The following is a 15,968-nucleotide window of genomic DNA, read 5'->3' on the forward strand; positions in this document are numbered from 1 at the left end:
CGGCGTCCCTGGGTTGGGGCCGTAACGTTTTATGTGCCGTTGACAATGCGCAGCGCCAAAACCTCACCCTGTCGACCGAGACAACCGGTAACGCAGGCTGGCCGGCACAGGCGTAATCTCGCAGCCGGCCCCTAGAATGACGAACCGCTTCCATGAGTTCCTTCACCGTCCCGCCCCATGACGCCACCAGCCCTGCGCCGCTCGACTACGAGCGGCGCATGACTGCGCGCTCTCCGCTGGGACTCAATCTTTTCTGGCGTACCTTCTGCCTGCTGGCCCTGCTGCTGGTGGGCAGCATCCTGGCGTGGCTGCAGACGCTGCGCGCCTTCGAATTCGAGCCGCGCACGCTGCACACCGCCCAGCAGATCGCCTCGCTGGTCAACCTCAGCCGCGCGGCCCTGGTGCATTCGGATGCCATCAACCGCGTCTCGCTGATCAAGACCATGGCCGACCAGGAAGGCGTGCGCATTCTGCCGCGCGAGCCTGGCGACAGCTTCGAGCTGCTGGACCAGAGCACGCTGGGCAAGCGCCTGACCGAGGAGCTCACGCGCCGCCTGGGCTACGGCACCATCGTGGCGCGCAGCGTCAATGGCGAACCGGGGCTGTGGGTGGGCTTCACCATCAATGGCGACCGCACCTGGCTGCTGATGGACCGCTCGCGCTTCACGCCAGCCAGCGGGCGCACCTGGCTGATCTGGCTGATCACGGCCGGCCTGCTGTCCCTGGCGGGGGCGGCAGCCATCGCGCGCCTGATCAACCGGCCACTCAAGCAGTTGAGCTATGCGGCCAACCGCGTGCGAGATGGCGACTTCGACGCCAGCCAGCTGGACGAGGAAGCCGTCACCAGCGAGATCCGCGAGGTCAACATCGGCTTCAACCGCATGGCGCAGAAACTCGCCCAGCTGGAGCAGGACCGTGCGGTGATGCTGGCTGGCATCTCCCACGACCTGCGCACGCCGCTCGCCCGCCTGCGGCTGGAGACCGAGATGAGCGTGGTGGACGACGTGGCGCGCGAGCACATGGTGGCCGACATCGTGCAGCTGGACGCCACCATCGACAAATTCCTGGACTACGCCCGCCCCGACCATGTCACCCTCAACCCGGTGAACCTGCATGCCGTGGTGTCCTCCTGCGTCTATGCGGTGCAGGACCACCGCGAGCTGCAGATCAGCATGGCCGTGCCCGAAGGCGTCTATGTGCTGGCCGACGAGGTGGAACTGGCGCGCGTGATCTCCAACCTGTTCGAGAACGCACGCCGCTACGGCAAGACGCCCGAGACCGAAACCACCCACGTGGATGTGACGGCATCGGAACGCGAAAGCTGGGTGGTGATCCGCATCCGCGACCATGGCCGTGGCGTGCCGCCCGAGCAGCTCGCCAGCCTGACCCAGCCCTTCTTCCGTGGCGACTCCGCGCGCACGGCCGCAGCGGGCGCGGGCCTGGGCCTGTCCATCGTGGACAAGACGGTGCAGCGCATGGGCGGCGTGTTTGCGCTGTCCAACTCCTCCACGGGCGGGCTGGTTGCCCATGTGCAGTTGCAGCGTGCCTCGGGCGTGGCCAAGGGTGCCGAGCCCGAGCAGCGTCTGCAGCGCCCGCAGATCAAGCGCCAGCTGCCCCCGCGTGCGCAGGACGGCGCCCTGGACGGCGAGGACTGAGCCCGCAGCGCGCGTTCGGCAGATACGTTCGGCAGATACAAAGGCCCCGGCGATCGTTGACCGATCGCCGGGGCCTTTTGCATGGGGATGGCACCCCGCTGGTCAGGCGCGGAACAGCAAGGCGGCGGCGCGCGCCTCCATGGCCTGCTGCTGGCCCACGGGTCCGAGCTTTTCGGCCGTCTTGGCCTTGACGTTGACCTGGTCCAGCGCCAGCCCCAGCGCCGTGGCGATGCGCTCGCGCATGGCGGGAATGTGCGGCGCCAGCTTGGGGGCCTGGGCAATGATGGTGCTGTCGATGTTGCCAATCTCCAGCCCCGTGGCGCGCACGCGGCGCGCCGCTTCCACCAGCAGCACCAGCGAATCGGCGCCACGGAATTCGGGGTCGGTGTCGGGGAAATGCCGGCCGATGTCGCCCAGCGCCGCGCCGCCCAGCAGCGCGTCGGTGATGGCGTGCAGCAGCACGTCGGCATCGGAATGGCCCAGCAGCCCCAGTTCGTGCGGCACCTCGATGCCGCCCAGGATCAGCTTGCGCCCGGGCACCAGGGCATGCACGTCCCAGCCCTCGCCAATACGAAAATTCATGTGAAACATTCCAGGTTCAGAAAAATGGATTGCCCGACGCCTGCGGATGGTCGCGCTGGCCCCGGTATCGCTCCAGCGTGGTGCTGCGCTCGCGCTGCGACAGCACGGCGGCGGCCAGCGCGAAATCGTCCGGATAGGTGACCTTGAAGTTCTGCGCGCCGCCGGGCACCAGGCGCGGGCGCTGGCCCACGGCCTCCATGGCGCTGGCCTCGTCGGTCACGGCCGAGCCGGCGTGCTGCAGCGCATCGAGCAGCGGCGCGATGCGGAACATCTGCGGCGTCTGCGCCAGCCATTTGTCGCTGCGGTCCACCGTGCCCGCCACGCGCACCCCGCTGGGCCCGGCCACGGCCGTCTTGAGCGTGTCGGGCAGCTTGTGCGCCAGCAGGCCGCCCACGGCATCGTGCTCGCAGGCGTCGATCAGGGCATCGATGAGCGCGGGCGTCACCAGGCAGCGCGCGGCGTCGTGCACCAGCACCCAGTCGTGCGCGCCCGCACCGCGCGCCAGCAGCTCCTTCAGGCCGTTGGTCACGGATTCGGCCCGCGTGGCGCCTCCGCATGCCGCCGTGGAGTAGCGCGTGGGCGACGGGCCCGGCAGGCCCTGGCGCCAGAAGTCGTCGCCAGGCGCGATCACCACCAGCGTGTGGTGTACGCGCGTTGCACCCGCAAAGGCGGCCAGCGTGTGCGCCACCATGGGCGCACCGGCCACCAGGTGGTATTGCTTGGGCAATTCAGGCGCAGGCGCATCGGGTGCGATGGCGCGCGAGCCCGTGCCCGCGCAGGGGATCAAGGCCCACAGGCGGGCCGGCTCCAGGGACGCGGGCGCAGCCGCCGCAAGCAGATCTGTCATGGTGGCGCATTGTAGTGACGGCCATGCGCCACCATGGACATGCGGGCATGCCTGCATGGCCGCCATGCGTGCTGGCTAAAATGGTTCGATACCCCTCTGCGCGTGCCGAGGGGTTTTGTCGTTACTTCGCCCAGGCGCTGCGGCGCCCACGTCCAAGCACCATGGAACTGCCCAAGCTCACTCCCGGAAAACGCTTCACCCTGCCCCGCCCCGTGGGCAGCGCCGACGCCCTGCTGCTGGCCCGCCTGGGCGAGCGCGAGAAGGCGGCAGGCCGGGTGACGGCCATCGTCACGGCCGACGCCTCGGATGCCCAGCGGCTGATCGACGAGATGGCCTTCTTCGCCCCGGGCCTGCGCTGCGCGCTGTTCCCCGACTGGGAGACCCTGCCCTACGACAGCTTCTCTCCCCACCAGGACCTGATCAGCGAGCGCCTGGCCACGCTGTGGCGCATCAACCAGCGCGACAAGGAGCATGGCGCCGACGTGGTGCTGGTGCCCGCCACCACCGCGCTGTACCGGCTGGCGCCGCCCTCCTTCCTGGCCGGCTACACCTTCGAGTTCAAGAGCGGCCAGAAGCTGGACGAGGCCAAACTCAAGGCCCAGCTGACCCTGGCCGGCTACCAGCATGTCTCCCAGGTGGTCAGCCATGGAGAGTACGCGGTGCGGGGCGGCCTGATCGACCTGTTTCCCATGGGCTCGCTGCAGCCCTACCGGGTGGACCTGTTCGACGACGAGATCGACTCCATCCGCACCTTCGACCCCGACACCCAGCGCAGCCTCTACCCCGTGCCCGAGGTGCGCCTGCTGCCCGGCCGCGAGTTCCCCATGGACGAGGACGCGCGCGCCAAGTTCCGCCAGCGCTGGCGCGAGCTGCTGGAGGGCGATCCCACGCGCAGCCGCATCTACAAGGACATGGGCCAGGGCATTGCCACGGCCGGCATCGAGTACTACCTGCCGCTGTTCTTCGACGAAACGGCCACCGTCTTCGACTACCTGGGCGCCGATGCCACCGTGGTGATGCATGGCGACCTGGAGCCGGCCTTCCAGCGCTTTTGGCAGGACACCAAGGAGCGCTTCCGCCTGGTGCAGGGCGACCCCGAGCGCCCGGCCCTGCCGCCCGAGGTGCTGTTCCTGTCCGCCGACCAGTTCTACACGCGCGCCAAGGAGCACGCCCAGCTCGCGCTGCGCCCAGGCACCGAGGACGTGGCAGACAGCGCCATCTTCCAGAAGCTGGAGGACCTGTCCGTGGTGCGCGGCGCCGAGGACCCGCTGGCGCGGCTGCAAAGGCACATTGCCGCCAGCGCCCACCGCATCCTGCTGCTGGCCGAGTCCGATGGCCGCCGAGAAAGCCTGCTGGACTTTTTCCGCGCCTCGGGCGTGAACCCGCCGGTCTTCGACTCGCTGGCCGAGTTCCAGGGCGATGCGGGCGAGAAGGTGGGCATTGCCACGGCCGGGCTGATGAACGGCTTCGCCTGGGTGGAGGAAGGCCTGGACTTCGTCACCGAGACCGAGCTGTTCGCCACCAGCCCCACGGGCCGCAGGCGCCGCCGGCAGGAGCAGGTCAGCGATGTCGAGGCACTGATCAAGGACCTGTCCGAACTCAAGGTGGGCGACCCCGTGGTGCACTCGGACCACGGCATCGGCCGCTACCAGGGCCTGGTCCACATGGACATGGGCCAGAAGAACCCCGACGGCACGCCGGCCGTGCAGGAATTCCTGCACCTGGAGTACGCTGGCAACGCCGTGCTCTACGTGCCCGTCAGCCAGTTGCAGCTGATCAGCCGCTACACGGGCGTCTCACCCGAGGACGCGCCGCTGCACAAGCTCGGCGGCACGCAGTGGGAAAAGGCCAAGCGCAAGGCGGCCGAGCAGGTGCGCGACTCCGCGGCCGAGCTGCTGAACATCTACGCACGCCGCGCCGCACGCCAGGGCCATGCCTTCCGCTACTCGCCCCAGGACTACGAGCAATTCGCCAACGACTTCGGCTTCGAGGAAACGGCGGACCAGCGCGCCGCCATCCACGCCGTGATCCAGGACATGATCAGCCCCCAGCCCATGGACCGCCTGGTCTGCGGCGACGTGGGCTTCGGCAAGACCGAGGTGGCGCTTCGCGCGGCCTTCGTGGCCATCACGGGCGGCAAGCAGGTGGCCTTTCTCGCGCCCACCACGCTGCTGGCCGAGCAGCATTACCAGACCCTGGTGGACCGCTTCTCCAAGTGGCCGATCAAGGTGGCCGAAGTCTCGCGCTTTCGCTCGGGCAAGGAGATCACGGCGGCCGTCAAGGGCATTGCCGACGGCTCGGTGGACATCGTCGTGGGCACGCACAAGCTGCTGTCCGAGTCCACGCAGTTCAAGAACCTGGGCCTGCTGATCATCGACGAGGAGCACCGCTTCGGCGTGCGCCACAAGGAAGCCATGAAGGCCATGCGCGCCGAGGTGGACGTGCTCACGCTGACGGCCACGCCCATCCCGCGCACCATGGGCATGGCGCTGGAAGGCCTGCGCGACCTGTCCGTCATCGCCACCGCGCCCCAGCGGCGCCTGGCCATCAAGACCTTTGTGCGCAACGAGGGCACGGGCGTGATCCGCGAGGCCGTGCTGCGCGAGCTCAAGCGCGGCGGCCAGTGCTACTTCCTGCACAACGAGGTCGAGACCATCGAGAACCGCAAGCAAAAGCTCGAGGAAATCCTGCCCGAGGCCCGCATCGCCGTGGCCCACGGCCAGATGCCCGAGCGCGAGCTCGAGCGCGTCATGCGTGACTTCGTGGCCCAGCGCTACAACATATTGCTGTGCTCGACCATCATCGAGACCGGCATCGACGTGCCCAGCGCCAACACCATCCTCATCAGCCGCGCCGACAAATTCGGCCTGGCCCAGCTGCACCAGTTGCGTGGCCGCGTGGGCCGCAGCCACCACCAAGCCTATGCCTACCTGATGGTGCCCGACCTGGACAGCCTGACCAAGCAGGCCCAGCAGCGGCTGGAGGCCATCCAGCAGATGGAGGAACTGGGCTCGGGCTTCTACCTGGCCATGCACGACCTGGAGATCCGCGGCGCCGGCGAGGTGCTGGGCGAGAACCAGAGCGGCAACATGATGGAGGTGGGCTTCCAGCTCTACAACGAGATGCTGTCCGAGGCCGTGCGCAGCCTCAAGGCCGGCAAGGAGCCCGACCTGCTCAGCCCGCTGTCGGCCTCCACCGACATCAACCTGCACGCGCCGGCCCTGCTGCCGGGCGACTACTGCGGAGATGTGCACCTGCGCCTGTCCTTCTACAAGAAACTGGCGACGGCCCGCACCAGCGACCAGATCGACACCCTGCTCGAAGAAATCGTGGACCGCTTCGGCAAGCTGCCGCCCCAGGCGCAGACGCTGATCGACGTGCACCGCCTGCGCGTGCTGTCCCAGCCCTACGGCGTGGTCAAGGTCGATGCGGCGCCCGGCGTGATCAACATCACCTTCAAGCCCCAGCCGCCGGTGGACCCGATGGCCATCATCCACCTCATCCAGAAGAACAAGCACATCAAGCTGGCCGGCAACGAGAAGCTGCGCATAGAGCGCGCCCTGGACAACCCCAAGGACCGCGCCCAGATGGTGCGCGACGTGCTGCGCAGCCTGGGCCAGCCGCTGGTGGAGGCAAAGGCGGCCCAGCCCGCATAGAAGGGTTGTCCTAGCCATGTTCCTCGAAGCGAGCATCGCCCTGCTGGCCCTGGCCGCCGCGCTGTGGCTGCGCCCCTGGCGCATGCTGGCCGGCCGCCCGGGCCCGGGCGGGCCGCTGGACCGCATGGCCTCGCCCCTGGTCACGCCGCTGCTGGGCGTGCTCGTGCTGCTGCCCTGGATCTGGGCCCTGCCCACGCTGCACCGCATGCCGCTGCAACTGCAGTGGTCCTCGGCGCCGCTGGTGGTGCTCATGCTGGGCTGGCCGCTGTCCGTGCCGCTGCTGCTCGTCGTGGGCGGGCTGGCGGCCCTGCTGTCGCCGGCCCTGGGCTGGGGAGATGCGCTGGGCATCTCGGTCTGGCAGGGCATCGTGCCCGCCACGCTGGCCATGCTCTGGGGTGCGGCGCTGCGGCGCTGGCTGCCGCACCAGATCTTTGTCTACATCCTCGCGCGCGGCTTTGCGGGCACGGTGCTGTGCGTCTTCATCTCGGCCCTGCTGGCGCAGGCCGCAGGCCACTCGCTTCCCGGTGTCAACGAGGACCTGTCGCGCATTGCGCGCTGGCTCATGGCCTGGGGCGATGCCGTGGTCACCGGCATGGTGACGGCCATCTTCGTGGTGTTCCGTCCCCAATGGCTGGCCACCTGGTCGGACGCCATCTACCTGCGCCGCCCGCCCGCGCCCTGAGGGCGCATCCAGGCACAAGCCGTGGCGCGCCGCAGTGCCAAGGCCAGTGACTGCGCCGCGCGGCCCTGGCTCTGGATATGATTCGCGCCTGATACCCGCCAGCCCGGCGGCCCGTCCCTTTTTGCTGCCCCACCCATGACCGATGTCACCGAATTCGCGCCCGGACTGCTGATCCGCGGCATCCAGCCGCCACTGAAGCTGGCCGACTACAAGCTCATCGCGTTCGACATGGACTCGACGCTGATCACCATCGAATGCATCGACGAGATCGCCGACGCCACCGGCAAGAAGGCCGAGGTCGCGGCCATCACCGAAGCCACCATGCGCGGCGAGATCACCGACTTCAAGGACAGCCTGCGCCAGCGCGTGGGCAAGCTCGTCGGCGTGACCGAGGCCGACATGGCCCGCGTGCTGGCCGAGCGCCTGAAGCTCTCCCCGGGCGCCGAAACCCTGGTGCGCGCAGCCCAGGCTGCGGGCCTGAAGGTGCTGCTGGTCTCGGGCGGCTTCACCTACTTTGCCGAGCACGTGCGCGGCATGCTGGGCATCGACTTCGTGCGTGCCAACGTGCTGGAGATGCGCGATGGCGCGCTGACCGGCGGCCTGATCGAGCAGCCCTGGGGCGACATCTGCGACGGCGCCGAAAAGCGCCGCACGCTGCTGGAAGTCGCCTCGCTGCTGGGCATTCGCCCCGACCAGTGCATCGCCGTGGGCGACGGCAGCAACGACATTCCCATGATGCAGGTCGCAGGCCTGTCCGTGGCCTACCACGCCAAGCCGCGCGTGCGCAACGAGGCCAAGGTCTCCATCACCGAAGGCGGCCTGGACCGCCTGCTGGAAGTGCTGCGCTGAAAACCGGCGGCGGGGGCTGGCGCAGGCCGCTGCACTGCTCCGCAATCAATAGCTGAGAATGTTTTGTGGGCTTGCTTTTCCGGCAGGCCCCGGTCTTTTCTACAATGCTTGATGCAGCCCCATAGGCCACCGCCTCAGCGCCGGTGGCTCTCCTACAACAGCAGGCTGCACACCGGCGTATCCGCATGCCGGTGCTTGGAATCTCCTGCCCCATCCCCATGTGACACCCAAGGCCGCAGGCCTGCCCGCAGACGGGCGGCCTGTGGCGCTCCGACCGGCGCAGGCCCGCCTGCGCCGACCGTGCACATGACCACCATGATTGGAAAAACCTTCGTGAAGACTTCGTTCCGCACCACTGCCTCCGTGATCGCCCTGGCCATTGCCTCGCTGACCGTGCCCACGCTGGCCCAGGCCAAGCGCATGGGCAGCGGCGGCAAGTCCGTGCGCCCGGCGTCGATCGGCAAGGCCCCTGCCCAGCCCGCAGCGCCTGCGGCGCCCACCGCCAGCAAGGCGGCAACGCCTGCCAGCCCGGCAGCTCCTGCCACGCCAGCAACGCCGGCCGCGCCCGCCGCAGCCGCCGCTCCGGCAGCGGCACCTGCCACTGCAGGTGCAGGTGCTGCAGGCCCGGGCATGATGGGCACGCTGGGCGCCGCCGCCGTGGGCGCCGTTGCCGGCTCCATGGCCGGCAATGCGCTGGCCGGCGCCATGACCCCTGAAAAGGACGCTGCCGCCAAGGAGGCCGAAGCCAAGGCCAAGGCCGCCGAAACCGAGGCAGCCGAGCTGCAGCGCAAGGCCGATGAAGCCAAGGCCAAGGCAGAAGCCGCCCGCGCCGCCGCCAAGTAAACCGCCTGCTCCTTGCAAAAGGCCGCGCCTGTCGCGGCCTTTCTGTTTTGTCCAGCGGCCTGCTTCAACGGCCTTGCGCATGCTCTCCACGCAGCGTCATCACGGCGCTGGCGATGCTCGCAACGGTCTTGCCATCATCACGCTCGATTTCACAGCGGTAGTGGCTGATCGTGCGCCCACGGTGCTCGGCCCACGCCCGCGCGCACAGCCTGGAGCGCCAGACCGGGCGCAGGAAGGCCGCCTTCAGGTCGATGCTGGTGAAACTCTGGCCTGGCTCCATCAAAGTGGAATGCGCCGTGCCTATGGCAGCATCGGCCAGTTCGCACAGCATCCCGCCATGGACCGTGCCCTGCTGGTTGCCATGGCGCTGCGCATCGGCGTCGAACTCCACGACGGCCATGGCTTCGCCGACGGCCACTATGCGAAACCCCAGCATCTGCGAGATCGCGGTCGGATAGCGCATGTGCGTGGCCTCGTCTGCGGCAAGCCGCCCTTCGATCTGCCGCTGCAGATAGTCGAGCACGGGGAGATAAGTGCGGGGAAGATGCATGGATTTCCTGTCTGGAGCGGGAGGGCAAGGCCCGGGAATGCCCGTCTCGCCAGTGTGATGACCTAGACTGGAACAATCAAAAAATTGTCCTAACTACACTCCATGGCTGCCTCTCGCGTTGCTCTGCTGACTGAACGGCTGGCCGAAGACATCCGCGCCGGCCGGCTCGCCCCCGGCACGCTGATGCCCACGCACCGCGACCTCGCGGCCCGCCATGGCATGGCCGTGGCGTCCGCCAGCAAGGTGTATGCGCGGCTGGCCTCCCTCGGCCTGGTCATCGGCGAAACCGGGCGCGGCACCTTTGTGCGGGATCGGCCGCAGCAGCGCGAATGGGATGGCGGCGACGAATCCCGCCTGAGTTCGGATACGGCCGACCTGTCCTTCAACCATCCCACCTGGCCGGGGCAGGCCGGGCTGTTGCGCTCCATGCTGCGCGAGCTGGCTGCTTCGGGCGACCTGGCTGCGCTCATGCACCAGCAGCCGCCCGGCGGCCGGCTGCACGAGCGGCGCATCGTGGCCGACTTCCTTGCCCGCGAACGCGGCCTGGCTGCCGAGCCGGAACGCATCTTCCTGGTCAACGGCGCGCAGCAAGGACTGGACATTGCCGTGCGTGCGCTGCTGCGGCCCGGCGATGCGGTGGCCGTGGACGCGCTGACCTACCCGGGCTTCAGGATGCTGGCCGAGCTCCAGGACCTGGACCTCCAGCCGGTCCCTGCCCTTGACGAGGGTCCCGACCTCGATGCATTGGAGCGGCTGTGCGCACGCCGGCGCATACGCGCCATCCATGCCATGCCCACGCTGCACAACCCCCTGGGATGGGTGATGCCGCTGGCGCAGCGCCAGCGCCTGGTGGAGATCGCAAGGCGCCACGATTGCCTGCTGATCGAGGATGCTGCCTATGCCTTTCTGGCAGGCAAGGCGCCCGCAGCCCTCGCAACGCTGGCGCCAGAGCGCTGCATTCACGTCTCCAGCCTCTCGAAAAGCGTGGCCAGCGGGTTGCGCTTCGGCTTCATGGTGGTGCCCCAGGCATGGGCAGGCCGCGTCAAGGCCGTGGTGCGCGCCAGCCACTGGAGCATGCCGGGCCTGGTCACGGCCATGGCCACGCGCTGGATGGCCAGCGGCTCCGTGCGGCAGCAGGAACAACGCATGCGGCAGGAGGCACGGCGCCGGCAGGCGATTGCGCGCAAGGCGCTGGCAGGAATGCAGATGCTGGCCCACCCCTGCTCGCTCTTCCTCTGGCTGCGCCTGCCCGGGGAGCTGCGGATGGACCGGGTGGCCACGGCGCTGGCCCAGTGCGGCATCGCCGTATCGCAGGCCCACGCCTACGCAACGACTCCCCATGCCCCGCATGCGCTGCGCCTGGGACTGGGTTCGGTGCCTCTGCCGCAACTGGAGGCCGTACTCGTTCAGTTGCGGGATACCGTGGAAGGCTTTCCGCCCTGAGCCTGTGCCGGGCCAGGGCCCGGTTCAGCGGCCTTGCGCTTCAGCGCCGCCCGTCGCGCAGCGGCTGCAGCAGGTGCGACAGGCCGTTGTGGTCCAGCTCCTGCATCAGCGCCAGCAGTTGGCCCAGCTCTCCCTTGGGAAAGCCCTCGCGTGCGAACCAGTTCAGATAGTTGCCGGGAAGATCGGCGATCAGCCGGCCCTTGTACTTGCCATAGGGCATTTGCACCTGCACCAGCTTTTGCAGCATTTCGGAGTCCATGGCGGCGATGGTACGCGCTGCGCCATCGCAAGAATCCGCATAAAAAACCACAGCCTTATAACCAAATATCAAAAATGTTCAACGCGGCCCCTGGCGCAGCACTAGACTATGCGCCTGCCTGCCGCCAAGCCCGACGCGGAGCCGTTCTCCCGGGCCGGCGGCGTTTTATCGCAACCCGTTGAAGAAAGTCCTCCGGTCATGTTGAAGAAAGCCCTCTCCGCAATCGCGATTGCCACGCTGGCACTGACAGCCCAGGCCGCCGACGTGCTCAAGGTCGGTGCCACGGCCGTGCCGCATGCAGAAATCCTCAATCACATCAAGCCCGCGCTGAAGGCCCAGGGCATCGATCTGCAGATCAAGGAATTCAGCGACTACGTGCAGCCCAATGCGGCCGTCGAGGACAAGCAGCTGGACGTGAACTTCTTCCAGCACCAGCCCTACCTGGACAGCTACAACAAGGACCGCAAGACCTCGCTGGTGGCCGTGCCCAATGGCAAGGTCCATGTGGAGCCCTTCGGCGGCTACTCGCAGAAGATCAAGAACGTCAAGGACCTGAAGGACGGCGCCACCATTGCCATCCCCAACGACCCCTCCAACGGCGGCCGCGCCCTGATCCTGCTGGCCAAGCAGGGCCTGATCGAGCTCAAGGACCCCAAGAGCCTGACGCCCACGCCGCTGGATGTGGCCAAGAACCCCAAGAAGCTCAAGTTCAAGGAACTCGAAGCCCCGCTGCTGCCGCGCGCACTGGGCGATGTGGACCTGGCGCTGATCAACACCAACTACGCCATCGAGGCCAAGCTCAATCCCACCAAGGATGCGCTGTTCATCGAAGGTGCCGACTCGCCCTACACCAACATCGTGGTGTCGCGCCAGGACCGCGCCAACGATCCCAACATCGCCAAGCTGATGAACGCACTGCACACGCCTGATGTGAAGAAGTTCATCGTCGAGAAGTACAAGGGCGCCGTCGTTCCCGCGTTCTGAATGCGAGGTGGCCGCAGCCTTGCCGGCTGCGACCGTTGCGAAAAAAAAAGCGCTGCCGGGGCAGCGCTTTTTTTGTGGCTGGCATTCCTTGCCTCAGCCTGCGGAGGCCACCTCCGCCGGCGCCTTGGCCGCAGCAGCCGGCCGCGTGATGGCGCTGCCCATGGCCGCGCCCATGATGCAGGCAATGGCCAGCCACTGCGTTCCCACCAGTTGCTCATGCAGCAGCAGCATGCCCATGAGGGCGGCTATCGCGGGCTCCGTTGCCAGCGCGATGCCGAAGGTGGCGGGCGGCAGGCGGCGCAGCGCCATCATCTCCAGCGTGTAGGGCAAGGCGCTGGAGATGGCCGCAACCATCAACCCGAAAAGAAGTATGGATGGCTGCAGCAGCTTGGCCCCCGCCTCGGCCACGCCGAAGGGCACCACCACCATGGCGGCGAACACCAGGCCCAGCGACACGGCCTGGCCGCTGGGAATGCTGCCCAGCCGCTGGCCCAGCAGGATGTACAGCGCCCAGCAGATGGCGGCGCCCACGGCGCAGGCAATGCCCACGGGCTCCAGCACCAGGGCGCCGGCGCTGGCGCTGGCACCGCCTATGGGCAGGATCAGTGCCAGCCCCGCCACCGCCAGCGCAAGCCAGACAAAATCCACGGGCCGGCGCGAGTGGTAGATGGCCACGGCCAGCGGCCCCGAGAACTCGATGGCCACGGCCAGGCCGAAGGGAATGGTGCGCAGCGCCATGTAGAACAGCAGGTTCATGGCGCCCAGCGCCACGCCGAAACGCAGCAGCGCCCAGGCCTGAGGCCGCGCCAGCGTCCAGCGCCAGGGCCGCCAGATGGCCACCAGGATCAGCGCGGCAAAGCCCACGCGCAATGCCGAGGTGCCTTGGGCACCCAGCACCGGAAAAAGCTGCTTGGCCAGTGACGTTCCCACGCCCAGCGCCGTCACCGAGCCCAGCACGGCCAGCAGCGGCCAGGCGCGGTTCCATGTGATGTTTGTTGTCATGGCGCGTACGATATTGCAAGCGCACCGCGCAAACAGCTCGTTTTTGAGCCGCTTCACGCAATATTCGCTCTTTTCCTCTTCTCGCCGCCAGCCGCCCATGCCCGCCATCGCCCTGGACTCCTTCGACCGCGCCATTCTCGACGTGCTGCAGCGCGACAACCTCACGCCACAGCGCCTCATCGCCGAGCGCGTGCACCTTTCCGCGCCGGCCGTGCAGCGGCGCATCAAGCGGCTGCAGGAGCTGGGCGTGATCGCGGCCAACGTGGCCGTGGTCGATCCGGCGCGCATAGGCCGGCCGCTGACCGTGCTCATCAACGTGCAGCTGGTCAACGAGCGCCCCGATCTGTCGCAGGCCTTTCGCGCACGCGTGGATCGGGAGGACGCGGTACAGCAGTGTTATTACGTGACCGGTGAAGCCGACTATTCATTGATCGTCACGGCTGCCGATATGGAGGAGTACCAGGCGCTGGCGGCTCGGCTGTTTGCGGGGGACGACAACATCCGGCGCTACACCACCTCGATAGCGCTGGAACGCGTCAAGACCGGGCTGCAGCTACCGCTGCAGCCGCAAGCCACGGATGCCTGACCACCGTCATCAGATCGTTTTGAACATAGAACGCCATCACAGGCAGGGAGACTTCAATGAGCGCACCGCATCCGGACAGCATGGCCAATCTGGTGGCCATCCGCACCCTCGACAAGTACGAGAACGACTATTTCCCCAAGCGCGACCGCATCACCATCGCCTTTCGCGGCGATCTGGCAGAGCAGTTCAAGTACGACAAGATCCGTCCGCTGTCGCCGGCCCAGCGCCATGGTCACCGCGTGGTGATCGAGGCCGAGAGCCAGAAGACCGGCACCACCGGCCACTACTGCATCGAGTGCAACAGCTGGAACCTCATCGAGGCCGTGGGCACCTGGGCACCGGAGCCGGAGCAGGCGGCGGGCTGAGCCTGCCGCTTCTGGCCGGCCCAGGCCCCGGCCGGCGCCCAGACGCTGCCGGCCACCCACCAGGCCAGCGCCAGCATCATCACCCCCGTCAGGCCATCGAGAATCCGCCAGGCACGCGGCTTCTCGAACAGGCGCCTGAGGCGGCGGCCCGCAAAGGCCAGCAGCACGAACCATGACAGGCTGGCCGAAGCGGCGCCAATCACATACACCCATTTGAGCGCGCCTTCCTGGCGCGCGCCGATGGAGCCCATCAGCAGCACCGTGTCCAGATAGACATGGGGGTTGAACAAGGTGATAACGGCCAGCGTGGAGACCACGCCCAGCAGGCCGCGCGGCGCCAGCTGCCCGCCCGAGGCGGCCAGCTGCGCATCGGGCGCCATGGCCATGCGCCACAGCGCCATCAGGCCGTAGGCCAGCAGGAACAGGGCGCCGCCCAGGGTCAGGTAGCGGGCCAGATCGGGGTTGTCGCCCAGCAGCCGGGCCATGCCCGCCACGCCCAGGCCGATGAGCACCACGTCGCTGACCACGCACCATGCCACGCAGGCGCGTACATGCTGGCCGTGCACGGCCTGGCGCAGCACATACAGGTTCTGGGCTCCGATGGAGACGATGAGCGACAGGCAGACCGTGAAGCCCGCCAGCCAGGAAGAAGAAACATTTGCAGTCCACATGGGCAGGGATTGTCTGGCTCGCAAATGGTTAAGTAAAATTACATTTACTCAATCAAATGAAGAATATCTAAATGCTCGACTACGCCGGACTCGAAGCCCTGGCAGCCGTGGTGCGCGAAGGCAGCTTCGAACGCGCGGCGCGCAAGCTGCACGTCACGCCCTCGGCCGTCTCCCAGCGCATCAAGCTGCTGGAAGAGCGCGTGGGCCAGGTGCTGGTGCTGCGCGGCCAGCCCTGTTCAGGCACGGAGGCAGGCCGCCGCCTGTGCCTGCATGTGGAGCAGGTCGCCCTGCTGGAAAACGACCTGCGCCGCAAGAACCCCGAACTGGTGCCCGAGGGCCAGACGGCCCTGCCCACGCTCAAGCTGGCCGTCAATGCCGACTCGCTGTCCACCTGGTTCATGGACGCCATGTCCGCCTTCACGCGCGACGGCAACGAGCTGCTGGACATCAGCATCGACGACCAGGACCACACGGCCAAGCGCATCCGCGAGGGCGAGGTGCTGGCCGCCGTCACGGCCACGTCCTCGGCCATTCCGGGCTGCAACACCTGGCCGCTGGGACGCATGCGCTACGTGGCGGCCGCCAGTCCCGATTTCATCCGCCGCTACCTGAAGGACGGCATCACGCCCGAGGCCATGGCGCGCACGCCCATGATGAGCTACGGCCGCAAGGACAGCCTGCAGGACCAGTGGCTGCAGCGCCTGGGCGCGGAAGGCCGGCGCAGCACGCCGCGCCACTTTCTGCCGTCCAACCAGGGCTATACGCGGGCCTGCGAGCTGGGCATGGGCTGGGGCATGCACCCGCCGCTGATGATCGGCGCGCAACTGGCCGAAGGCAGCCTGGTGGAGCTGCTGCCCGGCAACGATCTGGACATTCCCATGTACTGGGCCCATGCGCGCAATGCGCAGGCCAGCCTGCAGCGCCTGACGGACTGCGTGATCCAGGCCGCGGCGGCCTGCCTGGATCCGATGGAGTGAATGGGCGACGGCGATGG

General features: G+C 67.9%; 15 protein-coding genes and 1 pseudogene. 10 read left to right on the top strand and 6 right to left on the bottom strand.

Going from position 1 to position 15,968, the window contains the following annotated elements; genetic code table 11:
• Positions 1–152 precede the first annotated feature (152 nt).
• A complete protein-coding gene (locus DTS01S_RS09420; protein WP_012204699.1) occupies positions 153–1,655 on the top strand; it encodes an ATP-binding protein in 1,503 nt (500 codons plus the stop codon).
• Positions 1,656–1,757: 102 nt separating this feature from the next.
• On the opposite strand, the gene ispF is transcribed toward DTS01S_RS09420, so the two are convergent.
• On the bottom strand, positions 1,758–2,237 hold the full coding sequence (ispF, locus tag DTS01S_RS09425; RefSeq protein ID WP_013803157.1) for a 2-C-methyl-D-erythritol 2,4-cyclodiphosphate synthase: 480 nt from the start codon (positions 2,235–2,237) through the stop codon (positions 1,758–1,760).
• Between the two features lie 16 nt (positions 2,238–2,253).
• Positions 2,254–3,084: a 2-C-methyl-D-erythritol 4-phosphate cytidylyltransferase gene (gene ispD, locus DTS01S_RS09430; RefSeq protein WP_046238331.1), complete on the bottom strand. Its 831-nt coding sequence runs from the start codon at positions 3,082–3,084 to the stop codon at positions 2,254–2,256.
• 161 nt (positions 3,085–3,245) lie between these two features.
• Here ispD and mfd point away from each other — a divergent pair, with 161 nt between their 5' ends.
• The 4 genes from mfd to DTS01S_RS09450 all read left to right on the top strand — a co-directional run bounded on the left by mfd (position 3,246) and on the right by DTS01S_RS09450 (position 9,114).
• Positions 3,246–6,740: a transcription-repair coupling factor gene (mfd, locus tag DTS01S_RS09435; RefSeq protein ID WP_016445269.1), complete on the top strand. Its 3,495-nt coding sequence runs from the start codon at positions 3,246–3,248 to the stop codon at positions 6,738–6,740.
• A 16-nt stretch (positions 6,741–6,756) separates the two neighbouring features.
• Positions 6,757–7,422, top strand: a complete 666-nt coding sequence (locus tag DTS01S_RS09440; RefSeq protein ID WP_034363124.1) for a hypothetical protein — start codon at positions 6,757–6,759, stop codon at positions 7,420–7,422.
• A 135-nt stretch (positions 7,423–7,557) separates the two neighbouring features.
• Entirely contained in the window at positions 7,558–8,271 is a 714-nt protein-coding gene (gene serB, locus DTS01S_RS09445) for a phosphoserine phosphatase SerB (protein ID WP_016445267.1), read from the top strand.
• A gap of 306 nt (positions 8,272–8,577) precedes the next feature.
• Positions 8,578–9,114, top strand: a complete 537-nt coding sequence (locus DTS01S_RS09450) for a hypothetical protein (RefSeq protein WP_017404426.1) — start codon at positions 8,578–8,580, stop codon at positions 9,112–9,114.
• 64 nt (positions 9,115–9,178) lie between these two features.
• Here the strand turns inward: DTS01S_RS09450 and DTS01S_RS09455 are convergent, their stop codons facing one another.
• The gene (locus DTS01S_RS09455) at positions 9,179–9,664 is read right to left on the bottom strand and encodes a PaaI family thioesterase (protein WP_026062137.1); all 486 of its coding nucleotides are present in this window, start codon (positions 9,662–9,664) and stop codon (positions 9,179–9,181) included.
• A 102-nt stretch (positions 9,665–9,766) separates the two neighbouring features.
• Between DTS01S_RS09455 and DTS01S_RS09460 the strand changes: the two genes are divergently transcribed.
• Positions 9,767–11,107 carry an aminotransferase-like domain-containing protein gene (locus DTS01S_RS09460; protein WP_017404428.1) on the top strand — a complete coding sequence of 447 codons (1,341 nt, stop codon included), beginning with the start codon at positions 9,767–9,769 and terminating at the stop codon, positions 11,105–11,107.
• A gap of 40 nt (positions 11,108–11,147) precedes the next feature.
• Here the strand turns inward: DTS01S_RS09460 and DTS01S_RS09465 are convergent, their stop codons facing one another.
• Positions 11,148–11,366, bottom strand: coding sequence for a DUF3820 family protein (locus DTS01S_RS09465; RefSeq protein ID WP_017404429.1), 219 nt, complete (start codon positions 11,364–11,366; stop codon positions 11,148–11,150).
• A gap of 198 nt (positions 11,367–11,564) precedes the next feature.
• Between DTS01S_RS09465 and DTS01S_RS09470 the strand changes: the two genes are divergently transcribed.
• The gene (locus tag DTS01S_RS09470; protein WP_017404430.1) at positions 11,565–12,350 is read left to right on the top strand and encodes a MetQ/NlpA family ABC transporter substrate-binding protein; all 786 of its coding nucleotides are present in this window, start codon (positions 11,565–11,567) and stop codon (positions 12,348–12,350) included.
• 93 nt (positions 12,351–12,443) lie between these two features.
• Here the strand turns inward: DTS01S_RS09470 and DTS01S_RS09475 are convergent, their stop codons facing one another.
• Positions 12,444–13,352 carry an EamA family transporter gene (locus DTS01S_RS09475; RefSeq protein WP_026062138.1) on the bottom strand — a complete coding sequence of 303 codons (909 nt, stop codon included), beginning with the start codon at positions 13,350–13,352 and terminating at the stop codon, positions 12,444–12,446.
• Between the two features lie 97 nt (positions 13,353–13,449).
• Between DTS01S_RS09475 and DTS01S_RS09480 the strand changes: the two genes are divergently transcribed.
• Both DTS01S_RS09480 and DTS01S_RS09485 read left to right on the top strand, forming a co-directional pair.
• A complete protein-coding gene (locus tag DTS01S_RS09480; protein WP_017404432.1) occupies positions 13,450–13,938 on the top strand; it encodes an Lrp/AsnC family transcriptional regulator in 489 nt (162 codons plus the stop codon).
• Between the two features lie 56 nt (positions 13,939–13,994).
• Positions 13,995–14,303: a hypothetical protein gene (locus DTS01S_RS09485; protein ID WP_016445259.1), complete on the top strand. Its 309-nt coding sequence runs from the start codon at positions 13,995–13,997 to the stop codon at positions 14,301–14,303.
• A 44-nt stretch (positions 14,304–14,347) separates the two neighbouring features.
• Here DTS01S_RS09485 and DTS01S_RS09490 read toward each other — a convergent pair.
• Positions 14,348–14,974 (bottom strand): annotated as a pseudogene (locus DTS01S_RS09490) (LysE/ArgO family amino acid transporter); the annotation flags it as partial.
• Between the two features lie 71 nt (positions 14,975–15,045).
• Between DTS01S_RS09490 and DTS01S_RS09495 the strand changes: the two are divergent.
• Entirely contained in the window at positions 15,046–15,951 is a 906-nt protein-coding gene (locus DTS01S_RS09495) for an HTH-type transcriptional regulator ArgP (protein ID WP_017404434.1), read from the top strand.
• The last annotated feature ends 17 nt before the right edge of the window (positions 15,952–15,968 follow it).

It is taken from the genome of Delftia tsuruhatensis NBRC 16741, from assembly GCF_001571325.1.
Lineage (GTDB): Bacteria > Pseudomonadota > Gammaproteobacteria > Burkholderiales > Burkholderiaceae_C > Comamonas > Comamonas tsuruhatensis.